Below are 14,246 nucleotides of genomic sequence, written 5' to 3'. Positions count from 1 at the left end.
TTTGTTTGAATCAATTACAGGAAAGTGGGAATATTATGTGGTTTGGGCTAGGACAGAGGGACGTTTGCGATCGCTTTGTCATTCCTGAAAAACTCTATGGACGTGAAGTAGAAGTCGCAACGCTGCTAGCAACCTTTGAGCGGGTACGCCAAGGAACTTCGGAATTGATGCTTGTAGCAGGTTCCTCTGGCATTGGTAAAACAGCAATTGTCAACGAAGTTCATAAACCAATCACCCGTCAACGGGGATACTTTATCAAGGGCAAATTCGATCAATTTAATCGGAATATTCCCTTTTTTGCCTTGGTGCAAGCGTTTCGAGACCTAATGGCACAACTGCTGACAGAGAGTGATGCTCAAATTCAGCAGTGGAAGACCCAAATTTTATCTACATTGGGTGAGAGTAGTCAGGTGATTATTGAGGTGATTCCAGAAGTGGAACGGATCATTGGTAAACAGCCCTCTGTCCCGGAATTATCAGGTAGCGCTGTCCAAAGCCGCTTCAATTTGCTGTTTCAGAAATTCATTCAAGTATTCACAACCCTAGAGCATCCCCTCGTCATTTTCCTCGATGACTTACAGTGGGCAGACTCCGCTTCATTAAAGCTGATGCATCTGTTGATGAATGAAGCTAGCAACTCTTATTTGCTAGTGATTGGCGCATATCGGGATAATGAGGTTTCCTCTGCACATCCCCTAATGTTGACCATTGAGGAGATGCGTCAAGAGGCGATTACAGTTAGTAGTATTGTCCTTTCTGTGTTGACTCAGACCGACCTCAATCAACTGATTGCAGATACCCTGAAATATTCACCAGAACAAGCACTGGCGATCGCTAATCTGGTGTATCAAAAGACCAAAGGCAATCCATTTTTCACTAACCAGTTTCTCAAATCGCTCCATGAAGATGGGGCGATCGCCTTTTGTCACAGAACAGGCAGTTGGCAATGTAATATTGCTCAAATCCAGGCACTTTCTTTTACAGAAGATATTGTGGAGTTTGTGGCGCTGCAACTCCAAAAATTACCACCGCAGACTCAGGATGTTCTCAAACTGGCTGCTTGTGTCGGTAATGAGTTTGATTTAGAAACCTTGTCGGTTGTCTGTGAAAAATCTCCAGCAGAGATTGCAGGGGATCTGTGGCCAGTTCTCAAGGATGGATTAATCTTGCCTAGCGGGGAAGAGTATAAATTATTTCAGGATGAGTCTGCCGTCACCTGTGATTTGTCATTTGTTGAGAAGAATCCGCCAATGACAAATGGCAACGAATCAATAACTATTGCCTATAAATTTCTCCACGATCGCATTCAACAAGCCGCTTATTCACTAATTCCGGCGAATCAGAAAGCAGCAACTCACCTAAAGATTGGTCAATTGCTGTTGAGCAATACCCCGGAAACTGAGCGAGAAGAGATGATTTTTGAAATTGCCAACCAACTGAATATTGGCATAGAACTGATCGCAGCCCAGCCCGATCGCGATCAACTAGCACAACTCAACCTGCTGGCAGGACGGAAAGCCAAGTCTTCCACGGCTTATCAGGTAGCAATTGAGTATTTAACCACTGGCATTGGTTTATTGAGAGCTGACTGTTGGCAAAGTCAGTATGATTTGGCTCTGGCACTGCACGAATTAGCCACTGACGCTGCTTACCTTTGTGGTGCCTATGAACAGATGGAGCAATTGTCCCAAACTGTGATGGAGCAAACGAAAACTCCACTAGATCAAGTCAGCATTTACGAAACCAAAATCCAGTCCTATACAGCTAACAATAATGTGCTGGGTGCGATCGCGATCGCCCGCCAGGGAATGAGTCTGTTCGGTGTGATCTTTCCAGAAACACCCACCCCCCAAGATACTCAACAAGCACTTCAGGAAACTGCTGCCTTAATTAACGGACGTGATATTGCTTCCTTGGTTGACTTACCCCTGATGAGGGCAAAAGACAAGCTGGCTGTTACCCGAATTGCGGCAAACGTTGCTCCAGCCGTTTACGTCGCCGATCCAAATCTGTTTCCGCTACTGATCTTGTCCCAAGTCAAAGCATCGATTCAGTATGGCAATGCTCCATTTTCTGCCTTCTGTTATGCCTGTTATGGCATTCTTTTAAACGGAATTCTCCAGGATATTGAAACAGCCGATCAAGTTGGCAACCTAGCTTTGGCACTAACTGATAAATTTAATATTAGCGACATCAAACCGACTGTATTTTATGTTGTGGGTGCTTTCATCACCTATTTGAAGTCTCCACTGCAAAAATCCTTACAGTTGATACTGGAGGGCTACAAGATTGCTCTGGAAACCGGAAATGTATACTACGTGGGCTTCAATACCAAAGACATTTGTCAGTATTCTTATTTCCTGGGCCAAGAATTGAAATCCTTAGAGGTAGACATCCGGGCTTACTGTCATGTTTTGGAAAATTTTCGGCAAGACACGATGCTCAACTACTCCCGTGTCTTCTGGCAAACAGTTTTGAACTTGCTCGGCAAGGCTGAAAATCCCTGTGTTTTAACAGGTGAGGTACTTAATGAAGCAAAATTTGTGACTCAAATGCTGAATGCCAATGAGTTGATCGGGCTTCACTACTTCTGGCTCCACAAATTGATTCTCTGCTATCTGTTTGAAAACCTCTCTCAAGCAGTGGAAACAGCTGCTCAAGCCAGAGAATATCTAGTTGCAGGTACGGGCTATGCTAGTGTGCCGATGTTTTATTTCTATGATTCCCTGACGGCTCTAGCAGAGTATTCTCCGGCTACAACTTCTGAGCGAGAAAGATTGCTGGAACGAGTCAGAGAAAACCAGGGAAAAATGCAGACTTGGGCGCACCACGCACCCATGAATTATTTACACAAATTTGAATTGGTAAAAGCCGAACAATGCCGAGTCTTGGGACAAATGGCCCAGGCAGTGGATTTCTACGATCGCGCGATCGCTGGGGCAAAAATCAATGGATACATTCAGGAAGAAGCCCTCGCCAATGAACTGACTGCCCGATTTTACCTAGAATGGAACAAAGATGCGATCGCTCAAATTTACCTGGCAAATGCCTATTATAATTACCTCAACTGGGGGGCGATCGCCAAAGTCAACCAGTTAGAACATCAATATCCTCAATTCTTGGCTACGAGCGAACAGCCGCCAGAAACTGGTTCTTCAACCCTCACCCGAGCCACTACAACTGCATCGGGACATAGTAATTCTGGTGGGTTTGAAGCTTTAGATTTAGCAACTGTGATGAAAGCCTCTCACGCACTGGCTGGAGAAATCGAGTTAGAAAAGCTGTTGACAACCCTGATGCAAGTCGTGATCGAAAATGCCGGGGCTGAAAAATCCGTCCTCCTGCTGCTTCAAGAGGATAACTGGGTGATTGCGGCTCAAAGAACTAGCAACGCGACTGTCGAAAAGGCGATGCCTACTGCGGTAAGGGACGCAAATCCCCGATATCTAGGACGGGCTACCCCTACGGGTGAAAAACTTAGGATAATCAATTCCCTTCCTCTTTCAGCCAGTCAGGATATTCCCAAAGCAATTGTGAACTATGTCTCACGTACCTCCGAAACGCTAGTGCTAGATGATGCTCGTACAGAAACCACCTTCGCCAACGATCCCTACATCATTCAATGGCAACCCAAAAGCCTGCTATGTACGCCCATTCACAATCGTGGCCAGCTCATTGGCATCCTCTACCTGGAAAATACTTTGACAACAGGAGCCTTCACCCAAAACCGTCTTGAGATTTTGCGGCTACTCACAGCACAAGCTGCCATCTCGCTGCAAAACGCTATGTTGTATACCAATCTAGCCGTAACCAAAGCCCAACTAGAAGACTATAACCATACTTTGGAAGACAAAGTGCAGCAGAGAACTCAAGAGTTGAATGAGAAAAATCAGCATTTGTCGGAAACTTTAGAGGAGCTTCAACACACCCAAACCCAACTGATTCAAACAGAAAAAATGTCTTCGTTGGGACAAATGGTAGCAGGCGTTGCCCACGAAATTAACAACCCAATTAACTTTATCTATGGCAACCTCCGCTATACCAATGAGTATTGTCAAGAGTTGCTGCACCTGGTTGATCGGTATCAGCATTACTATCCTCAACCGTTTGCTGAGATTCAAGAGGAACTAGAGGCAATAGATTTTAATTTCCTCAAGTCAGACTTACAAAAGTTACTGCAATCAATGAAGGTGGGGGCGGATCGTATCCGCGAGATTGTCCTTTCTCTTCGCAACTTCTCGCGCCTAGATGAGGCCGAAATGAAACCTGTCAACATTCACGAAGGCATCGACAGCACCTTACTAATTTTACAGCACCGCCTAGTAGAGAAAGCACACCGCCCCGCGATCAATGTGATTAAGGAATATGGACAGTTACCAGAGATTAACTGCTATGCCAGCCAGATAAATCAGGTGTTTATGAATATTGTGAGCAATGCCATTGATGCATTGGATTCATCATTTACAACGCATCAAGAAACAATCACAACTGAACCGAAAAAAACAGCAATTCCCAGCATCCGAATTTGTACTAAAACAACTGATACCGATACAGTAACCATTCAAATTGCAGATAATGGATCTGGGATGTCTCAGAAGGTAAAGCAGCACCTATTTGAGCCATTTTTTACAACAAAACCTGTTGGCAAAGGAACAGGTTTGGGATTATCGATTAGCTACTCTATTATAGAAAAACATGGGGGACAATTAAGTGTCATATCAGAACTAGGAAAAGGAACTGAATTTTTCATTAATTTCCCCATGAACTACTATCTTTAAAAACAGTTGTAAAAGAACTATCTGAGTCAAGGAAGAGGACAAAGGAACAAGGGATATGAGTTTTTTACCCTTGTCGATGTTGAGAGTTTTAGCGAGGATAAAGGGTGCGTTTGCCAGGACAAACACATTATGTCAACAAGAAGACTTTATTCTCAATAGTAACTCAAATCAAATAGTCGCATTATAGCATTTCCCAAGCTAGTAAGGTACACCCGTAGGGGCACGGCACTGCCGTGCCCCTACACCTTGCGATATAATGTTGTACCTCATCTGAATGGGAACAGCTATAATTGCCGCTTATTGACACAAGTTTAGCCTAGGCATCACTTTGAGTCTTGGAAACTAGACCAAACGAGAAATACTCATTTTGTCGTTGGTTCTTAGCCTTGCTTGTAATCAAGAGTAATTTAGATCCGTTTGCCCTGGTGCGATCGCTCTTATTTTTTCGTTTTTTGTTGACTTTCTAAATTGTGATAATTAAGTTATAAAAAACTTCAAACATCAAAAGGATTTGGCAAGACTGGACGTTGATCGTACTCATTATTATTACGCGGATGTTCTATTTGCATATACCGCACACTACCTTTTGGTTTTCCTGGAAAACTCAACATCGCCAATAGCATTTTGATGCGTTGTACATCTTCCAGATTTTCATCAGGATTTCTACCTATTTTATCCAAAAGATAATTCTTGAATGACTCTACAAAGACTTGAGCTTCAATTTCAGTATCACTGTAATTTCCTGTTTGCCACTTATTTCCGTTAAATAACTTTTGATAACGTTTGTCTTGACGTTGACTTAGCCATAATTGTTGATTTGTTAGTTTAACTGCTCCCATACCAAAAGGTTTACCCATACCAAGAGAAAAACGATATTCTTGATCGTCCTTGACGTAAATTCGGCTTTCCTTTTCTTTAGCTAAATCTAATACCCACAATAATGCACCTAGTTCTTCATCAGTTAGATTATCAAAATAAATTTTGAAGTGAAAACTAACTTTTGAATTAATCGGTCTATTTTTTGTGTATTGCTTGGGTTTATTTTTTATTTCTTCCTCATTAGATTCTCTAATTGAACTACTGCTAACATCTTTTTGATGCCAATATAACTTATTTCCACGAATTACCGTATCTTTAATGGGGTAACTTCCATAGTGCTTTAGGTTTTCCCTTTTTGCGTCTGGATCTGTTTGGACTAAATAATGCTGAAAAGTAGTAGGTTTTGGAGTAGCTAAAATGGAGGGAGTGATCCTTTCATCAGGGTTATTTTGACACCAAATTTGCTCATTTGGTGTTGAACTATCAAGTATAGCATCAGTAATAAATACTCTTCCTGCGTGTGCTTGATTCTCTAATTTTTTATCCTTTACCCAACCGAAAATGGCTTCAGTCATGTCAATCTCTGGATTTTCAGAGCCTTTTAACTTAGGAGGAATAAAATCTGTAACTGAAGCAGCACGACCATTTTTGGTAGGGGGAGTATAAGGTACGCGAAAGTTAGGACTATGACCAAATAGAGTCACTTTCTCACCTAATTTGGTTTTGCGGAAGAAAACAGGATAATGGTTTTGCAGGATACCATTTTCTTCATCAAAATATTTTTTCTGAAAATCAGTTAAAGCAGCACGATAATCTTCCACTGCACCAGGATCAATTTCAACATAATCATCTGTTCTTTCTCCTATCAAAAAATGATATTGACGAGAAGATTTACCTTCTGGATTTCCTTCAATCATATTGCCACTTGTCACCAGATGCCCACTGTACTTATGATGAGTGTTATTTATGCTAACTTGGTTGGCAATATAACGAGTTTTTTCTTTATTAATTTCATCAAATCGCACCTTAAAATGTTGAGGTTGATAATTAGGACTATTTGTATCAATTAAACCGATTTCACTGGGAATTGCTGATTTTTTAACCCATATAATAGGCTGTTCTTCAACTGTTTGAGCCAAATAAATACGCCATTTACCATCACTTTGTTGTTGAAGATATCCAGCATTAACTTTATCATCAAGTTTTCTTTTGTATTCGTCAGTTAGAGGATCGTTACTAGGTGTAGCGACAGCACGGAAAAAAAGCTTTTCGTATCCTGAGACTTGATGGATTTTACTATAGGTAATAATTTCAATAATAGTCCTGATCATACCTCGCAGGCTACTACCAGGAATTACAGGAAGATTATTAGCTGGATTATAAAAAAAGTCAGTCCATCGTTTTTGTTCTTCTAGTATTAATTCATTGAGTTCTTCATGATTGCAAGTGCGATCACCAAATTTTTTAAAGTCATCTGGAACTAATCCACAACGAATGTAGAGAGGAGATTCCGTCACTAAAGTACACTGAATATAGCCTGTATGTCGCTGTATATCATAACAATTTTTTTTTGGAAGCTCTTGTGCTATGACCACTTTGTTTTCATCAGGTAATTCGACAAAATTGTAAGGGGCAAAGGCTCGACGATCTTTAGAAATTGGTGTAATGTGCTTAGGATTCATTTTTTAATCTCCTTAAAAGTAGTTAAGTTAACTAGACGACTTAGATCAATTCGAGCTACACCCGAATCATCGTAATCAATATAGTGATGAACACTTAAACGCAAGGGACGATATAATTTCTGATTCTGATCAAATTCAATATCAGTTAAAGGCACTGCATGATGTAAACCTTGTGAACCATCTGACACTAAAGTAAAACCACCACAAATTTTGTCTAAATTGGTGGAAATATTTAAGGGCTTACATATTGGTTTATTCAAGCTGCTACCTCCTGATTCAATGCATCAATAAACTTTTCTAAATCTTCAGCATTATCTATAGTTAAAGGTTCATTTTTTGAAGCTTGGGTAATATTCCAAACTTTATTTTCTGAAGCTAAAGTAATTATTGCCTTTTTCCCTTGCAATCTTCCCCTTCCAATACTACTTGTACCACCAACAGGTAAATCTCCAGTCCACAAGTCTTTAATTAACAACAGTAACAAACCAATTTCATTAGCTTTCGGTTGACGTAACTCCAATTCCAGCTTGATCTCTGTTTTATCGCTCCCAAAAATTGGTTGCTCGTTGAATAATGCACCATGTAAAGCACCACCTGTAAAACGGTCAATAGCTATGCGGTTTTGTACCAAATCCGTTGTTTCTTTAATAACACTTTCATGAACAATCAAACGACTTGCTTTTGCTTTCTTAGTTTTATCCTGGCTGAAATCAACACCAAATATTTCATCAATAATGCTTGTATTTTTCTGGAGAGTATTAACGATTCGTTCTGCACGATGACGTAATACCCCTGCTAAACTTGTACCAGATAACACTGGTTGAAGTTCTCCATCCCGCCGAGATTTGAGGTGTACGACATCAGGAGCTTTATCAGCAGAAGCTTGACCAGAGCGAATTAGCAGGGGACTAGCGAGGATGAATGTGGCTTGGATGGTTAAGCGATCGCGTTTATCTCCTCCATCCACAGATACACCGAGAGCATTTTCTATTGAGTCATAGAGTTGATCATTAGCTAATAAACCTGTAGACCAATGCTCGAAGGTTAACCATGCTATACGCTCATCATATTTCTGCAAATCAAATTGCTGTACTTCCCAATTGTTGACCTTACAGCGACCGAAACCACGATGCTTTTTCATCCCCAGGCTAATTTCGCCCTTTTCTAAACCTTGAAGTGCGATCGCTAATTCTCTAACTAATTGCTCCTTATTATTTTCTGCATCAATCAACAATTCAAAATAAAGGTCAAACTTTGTTCCTGCTTCTAGCAATTCCAGGTCATATTTTGCCCCAGGTTCGGCTGTTCTAGTAACGCTATTAATTTTGACACCATCTCGCAGTTCTACTTTGATATTTTCTCTGCTGAGTGCATCATTTACTATTAGAGGACTTTGCTCACCCTCTTCATCACTACGCAGACCGCCAAATAATAAAGATTCTTCTGTAGCACCATAACCATTTCTATACTCTCGCAAATAGTTCCGTAGCGCTCCGGCAATAGATGAACCCATCAGTAAAGCTTTCTCTTCTCTACTGTCTCGCAACAAAACTAAATCAGTATCGCCATCAGCATCACCACTTCCCAAACAAGTTGGAGTATCTAAAACTAAAGTGCCTTTTACTATAATGCGTTCGATGATATAGCGTTGATTGCGATTTTTGAGGACGCTACTCATTATATTTCCTCCTTCATTGCCTTTTTAGCAACTGCCATAATTAGACGTAGGGTGTATTTTTCAGCCAGCTTGTTTTCTCTGGAAAATTTGCCTGTGATACTTCGCTCTATCTCAGCAATGCTGACTGTTAAATCCTGTGGATTGCTAATCCAAGACATAGGATTACGCAACCATTCATCGAGCTTTAGCTTCAGAGAATCTTTGTATACACCTATTTTTGCTCTTTCAAATTGACCTCTGGCATTATCTGGTAAATTCTCTAAAAGTGACAGTACTAAATCACAATCACCTGTTGTTAGTGCCTGTCTTGCTACTAACAGCAAGCGCGATAGTTGACTATTACTAATTTCACCTCGTATACCAGAATACCCCATCTGCTTTTGCAAAGTTTGTTCTAGTTTTTGGAGCAAAAGCTTTTCAGCCATTTCTGCTGCTAAACTACGTGATGCCTCTTGTTTTAATGTTGGCTGAATGGAGTTTGTAGTTTCAGGTTGCTTTGCTTGAAAATCTGCTTTTTCTAACCAATTCACAACAACTCTGCCAAAACCTTCTACTCTTCGTTCTCCAATGCCGTAAGTTTCTAGTTGTTGAATTTGCTTTGGGGTTATGGAAACTTTATCAAAAACAAATACACTTCCTGCTGCTAATGCTGGGACTTGAGGTAGAGGAAGTCCCCATTTGCGATTAAACCCACCTACTAAAGTGCTACTAGTAAAACTTCTTTTTGGCTGTGGTTCTACACCTAAAATTTTTTCTAGTTCTTTTATCAATGGTACTGAGACTTCATGTTGTGCTGATGGAGGAATTACAGCGTATTGCCCCCACTCATCACGTAAAATCATGTCACTTAGTAGTGTAATTGTAAAACTGTCGTTATCAATACGTTCTTCAATTGAAATACTTACTTCATCCCAAGCATCATGACAATTTATATGATCAATTTTTGTATATCCATAACCAGCACTCTGGGAACCGCCTAACCAGAGTTCTGGGGATAGTTGAAGCAAATCTTTCAGCAATTTTACGTTGTCTTCGCTACTGCACAGAATTACAGCTTCAAACGTTTGTCCAGCATCTATTGCTTCATAGCTGAAAATTTCTCCTTCACCTTTGAGTTGCTTGGTTTGAGGGTCGCGTTTGATTGGGGTAGAACGTCCTTTTTTGCGATCGCGCTGATTATGAATGTTAATGCGTCGTTTTTCTTTGTAGAATCTGACATAGCCTCCCTCTTCTGTCCAAAAACCTTCACCAACAAACTTTGGTGTTTCCAGCTCATTTTCTCTATCGGGAATGCTGAAATCATAAGCAGTTATTTCAGGTGATTTATCCCCTAGTTCTGCATCCTTATCCTTAAACCAAGAACGGGGTATCGGAAGAGTACGTTTACTCTCTTGACTACTACGTAAATATCCATTCAGATAGCAAGTACTATTAGCACAAAAAAATAGGTGTTTGACTGTATCATTGCTCAAATCAAGCTCTGATAATTGATGCTGCTTCATGTAGCGACCAATTATTGCACCCCGAATTATACTACCGGGAATAAAACTATAAGATACATCACTATTTGGATCGCCTTTAAACGAAGTAGCAAGCAGTTGTTGTTGAGTATGCAATGAAAAAGTAATTATGTTCATGCAACTTTCTCCTGAATTTGACCAAACAAGCTTATATAATCTTGTGTAATTTCTTTTCCCACATTATTATGCAGCGTACATCGCACATATCCCCGACCTCGGTTGCGTCCACTTCCTACACGTCGAAGTGCTAATATCCCCACTGCTAAAATTGACAGCATCTCATCACTAGGTTGAGTTTCAAACAGCAAGTCAGCTTTGAATTCAAGTTGGCGTATAACTACTCTGAAAGAACGTAAACTTCCTTCATCCGCCGTGCCAGTTTGAGAATCAATCGCAGTTTGGCGACGGATAGTAGTTAGAGATTCTAGAATTTCTTCCTTTGTCAATGTTTTATCTTGAATTTGCCAAGCAACAGCTTCTCGTAAATCATCTGGTAAGCAAGCATCTCCTACGTGCATTGCTGCTATTGTTCCCAGACTACTGCCAGGTGTTCCGAAAAGAGTAAAAGCGAGATTTTCCCAATATGCGCGACTATCATTTTGTAAAACTGCAATTAAGTTGTCACATTCTTCCCTCAATAAACCCTTAAGTGTGCGTCCGCGCAAGTAAGGAAATCCACAGGAATCATGCTCAACTTCCTGGTCAATTAAACCAGCTACACCGTCTCCTCTGCCGAAAGTCGTATCACTTAGTAATTTAATTTTCAGTTGGTAAATAATCACCTAATCCTCCAGTCCAATGTAAAAATCCATAGCTTCAATAGCATCAAAGTAGCCACATTTTCTGCTTAACCAACCACCTTCAGCTAGTTGTTTGCTTTGGCCGCTAGACTCTGGGAATAATGGTAAATGTGACAATTTATAAGCACGTAAAAATTCTTGAGTAGCTTCAATAGATCCTTTGCGTAAGACTTCTCGCAAAGCCATAATTTTGTTGTGGCGTTCTTTCCAGTCTTTTCCTTCTTTAAACTCTTCAACAACTTGAGTGAAATTTTCCCAAGTACGCCACTCCCTGTTATTGTTTTGCAACCGGACAGGACGCATTTCTAACTTCCAAGGTTTATCGCCATGATTGACTTGATATTCCCTCTGGCGAATTTCGGAAATAGAACCTAGTAATCCACTTGCTGCTAAATGCCAATCAATAGCAGAAAAATAATCTACTCCATATTGTTTTCGCTCATCCTTCACAAATTTCTTGGCTTCCTTACATAAATCTTCACTAATTTTATAAGCTCGTGCAAAAGGATAATGAGTTTTAACCACAGAAACACCTGCACAAGCCGTTAAAGATTCACCATCAGCCACAGATTGTTCTTCAAATGCTTTCAGAAATAAAGCTGCTAATTCTAGTCCTATTCTTCCTTCACAAACAAAGGTAATATCATCACCGCCATAAACTAAAGGACGGAAAGGAAGATAATATTTAGCATTTAAATTAAATTCTCCGATTTTACCAACAAGTTTTCCTTGTTGAATTGATTTAATTAAAATACCTGCAACAGCCTTTAATGCATTAATACCAGCTCGGTCAACACTTTTAGAAAACTTTCGTATGTCATCAATATAATGTCGGTTTTCTTTTCCTTCTCCACATTTTTTAAATCTGTTTCCCATACCATTACCATCAGCATGAACAATAGCAGCATAGCTAGATTCACCTTTAGAGCGACCTAAATGGTCAGTTCGATAGGGAAACTGATAAATATTTTGGTCAACTACATCAGCAAAAAACTTTTGCAGCTTTTGATTAGCTTGGTCAACTGCTTGCAATTTTTGCTTAGTTTCCCTAGAAATAAAATAGCTATCTGTTTCTTCTTCATCGGCATAATTTATATATTCCTCGCTTGTATCTACAGCAGGAAGCTGAGTTGAGTTGCAACTAGCAGTTACACCTAATCCCAATAGCGGAACTGAAGAAATCCGCTCATGTTTTTGACGTTCTATATCATATTTCTTCAAATTCTCAACTATTGAATGTAAATTTTCGCTCTCCCAGTCAAAGTCTTTATGAACAACTAAAAGATTAACTCCTTGCGCTTTTTTCAAAACTTGCTTACTCAATATCTGAGTGAATCTGACAGCAATTTCGTGTGTTTTAAATAGAATAAGTGCATTACCACCAGCCGCATATATTAGTTCGGCATTGAGTTCACTTATTTCTATTGCTTCTTCTTGACATTTTTTCGGAACTTCTAATTTTTCTAATGTTTCTTCAACCCATTCTTTTGTAGATTGAGATAAGATAAAGGAGGCTCCAATGTTTTCGCGTAGGCGGTTGCTGCTGAAGATATAATTCTGTTTACCTGTCGTATCAACTACAGTTACTGTAAATTGTGTCATTTTGCCTCTCGGTCAACTTGAGTAATCCACTCATCAATTTTTTCAGATAAATTTATTAGATGTTCGCGTCCAAATACAGCGATTTTTTTATCATTAGTAGATGCAAAAATTTCAGCCTTCAGGGTATCTGGTTCGTTAGAGCAACAAATTAAAGCCACTCTCGCTTCATCTCCTCCCATTTGTCTTGCTCTGAGGTATGCTTCAAAAAGCTTGCTCTTGCATAAATCTCTTTTACCCGTTGTCGTGCAAGAAATAGCAAAGAGTTGATAACCACGGGTAAATGCAACATCAAACTGAAATCCTGGAGTACCTGTAAGAACGATTTTAAAATTCATTCCATAGTCTTCTATCAAGTGTTTCGCAGCAATATTTTTGACTTGTTCTAACACATAATGTTCTAGCCATAAACCATCAAGCAATTCACAAAAATGTTTATTTTTTTGAAAAGATCCTGTTTTTTGTACTTGTTGTAACGAAAGTTCATTTTCATTTATAAGAAATTTTTCTTGTTGAAATGCTACAACAATTTCTTTTGGTAATTTATCTAGAGATGTTGATACATCTATCAGAGATGTTTCAGATTTCCAATCTCCTCCACCGTTCGATTTTTTCCTATAAGCTTGCTCACGAAAAACGTTATGGAACCAATCAAACCACTGCTTTGATTTACTCTCTTCCTTCAAAACATTGGCAAGTTCTGTTGCTAATTTTGGTAATTTTACTTGTTGTGTAGGCTTTTGCTTCAGCTCCAACCCATGTAGCTGGAAGATTGTTACAAGTTCAACTGGTAATGTATCTGGTTTTATTTTTAAGCGGATGCGATCGTTATCTTCCCTATCGATGCACATCTCTAATCTGCGGGGGTCAAGATAGCTAAAAATAATATCTGCACGCTGCCTGTATGTTTTATCTTTAGTCTCTTCGTAAAACAATGTTCGGTAGGCGTGCGCGGACATAGCTTTCGTACCGCCTGTATAATTTAGCCCTATTTTTCCGCTTTTAATGCTTTCTAACTTTGCTCTAATTTCTTTTTGGATGTAATAAGCATCAGACTCATAATCATTTAGGGTAAGCAGTTCTATGGCTTTTAAACCCTTTAGTTCCGTTTGCAGCCGCTTTGCTTGTATTTCTGTATCTGCTGTATGTACAAAATAAGCAGTTCCATCTTTGTTTACTAAGAGATTCGCCGCCACATAATTCGGTAACAGATTCTCACCAATCAGTAAAAACAGGTGGTCTACTTTGTATTTGTCGAACTCGGATGTACTCATGTGGTAGATGTATATAACTTTTTATATCGGCATACCCAGTATTACACAGCATCGGAAGTACCCCTTTCCAATACCTGCTAACTTAGTAAGAACACT

Annotated in this window: 8 protein-coding genes; 1 reads left to right on the top strand and 7 read right to left on the bottom strand. The window is 39.7% G+C overall.

Going from position 1 to position 14,246, the window contains the following annotated elements; translation table 11 throughout:
- Positions 1 to 5: 5 nt before the first annotated feature.
- Positions 6 to 4,778 carry a trifunctional serine/threonine-protein kinase/ATP-binding protein/sensor histidine kinase gene (locus V7K97_RS12655; protein WP_334801335.1) on the top strand — a complete coding sequence of 1,591 codons (4,773 nt, stop codon included), beginning with the start codon at positions 6 to 8 and terminating at the stop codon, positions 4,776 to 4,778.
- 494 nt (positions 4,779 to 5,272) lie between these two features.
- Here V7K97_RS12655 and V7K97_RS12650 read toward each other — a convergent pair whose 3' ends face one another.
- Genes V7K97_RS12650 through V7K97_RS12620 form a run of 7 tightly spaced genes read right to left on the bottom strand, consistent with a single transcriptional unit; the run spans position 5,273 to position 14,150 of the window.
- Positions 5,273 to 7,279 carry a TIGR03986 family type III CRISPR-associated RAMP protein gene (locus V7K97_RS12650; RefSeq protein WP_334801334.1) on the bottom strand — a complete coding sequence of 669 codons (2,007 nt, stop codon included), beginning with the start codon at positions 7,277 to 7,279 and terminating at the stop codon, positions 5,273 to 5,275.
- On the bottom strand, positions 7,276 to 7,539 hold the full coding sequence (gene csx19, locus V7K97_RS12645; protein WP_334801333.1) for a type III-D CRISPR-associated protein Csx19: 264 nt from the start codon (positions 7,537 to 7,539) through the stop codon (positions 7,276 to 7,278). The genes V7K97_RS12650 and csx19 overlap by 4 nt, the downstream gene beginning before the upstream one ends.
- Positions 7,536 to 8,957: an RAMP superfamily CRISPR-associated protein gene (locus V7K97_RS12640; RefSeq protein WP_334801332.1), complete on the bottom strand. Its 1,422-nt coding sequence runs from the start codon at positions 8,955 to 8,957 to the stop codon at positions 7,536 to 7,538. Before V7K97_RS12640 ends, csx19 begins: the two co-directional genes overlap by 4 nt.
- A complete protein-coding gene (locus V7K97_RS12635) occupies positions 8,957 to 10,594 on the bottom strand; it encodes an RAMP superfamily CRISPR-associated protein (RefSeq protein WP_334801331.1) in 1,638 nt (545 codons plus the stop codon). The genes V7K97_RS12640 and V7K97_RS12635 overlap by 1 nt, the downstream gene beginning before the upstream one ends.
- Positions 10,591 to 11,259 (bottom strand): RAMP superfamily CRISPR-associated protein, encoded by a 669-nt coding sequence (locus V7K97_RS12630; RefSeq protein ID WP_334801330.1) that lies wholly within the window; start codon positions 11,257 to 11,259, stop codon positions 10,591 to 10,593. The genes V7K97_RS12635 and V7K97_RS12630 overlap by 4 nt, the downstream gene beginning before the upstream one ends.
- On the bottom strand, positions 11,260 to 12,879 hold the full coding sequence (locus V7K97_RS12625) for a Cas10/Cmr2 second palm domain-containing protein (protein WP_334801328.1): 1,620 nt from the start codon (positions 12,877 to 12,879) through the stop codon (positions 11,260 to 11,262).
- The gene (locus tag V7K97_RS12620; RefSeq protein ID WP_334801327.1) at positions 12,876 to 14,150 is read right to left on the bottom strand and encodes a Card1-like endonuclease domain-containing protein; all 1,275 of its coding nucleotides are present in this window, start codon (positions 14,148 to 14,150) and stop codon (positions 12,876 to 12,878) included. Before V7K97_RS12620 ends, V7K97_RS12625 begins: the two co-directional genes overlap by 4 nt.
- Between the last annotated feature and the right edge of the window lie 96 nt (positions 14,151 to 14,246).

Origin of the sequence: Nostoc sp., from assembly GCF_036917815.1 — a bacterium.
GTDB lineage: Bacteria > Cyanobacteriota > Cyanobacteriia > Cyanobacteriales > Nostocaceae > Nostoc.
This window is presented reverse-complemented; position numbering and strand designations above follow the sequence as displayed.

Excerpts from the sequence above, each read along its gene's own strand:
- V7K97_RS12650 (WP_334801334.1), bottom strand. The coding sequence starts at position 7,279 with ATGAATCCTAAGCACATTACACCAATTTCTAAAGATCGTCGAGCCTTT.
- V7K97_RS12640 (WP_334801332.1), bottom strand. The coding sequence starts at position 8,957 with ATGAGTAGCGTCCTCAAAAATCGCAATCAACGCTATATCATCGAACGC.
- V7K97_RS12620 (WP_334801327.1), bottom strand. The coding sequence starts at position 14,150 with ATGAGTACATCCGAGTTCGACAAATACAAAGTAGACCACCTGTTTTTA.
- V7K97_RS12635 (WP_334801331.1), bottom strand. The coding sequence starts at position 10,594 with ATGAACATAATTACTTTTTCATTGCATACTCAACAACAACTGCTTGCT.
- V7K97_RS12625 (WP_334801328.1), bottom strand. The coding sequence starts at position 12,879 with ATGACACAATTTACAGTAACTGTAGTTGATACGACAGGTAAACAGAAT.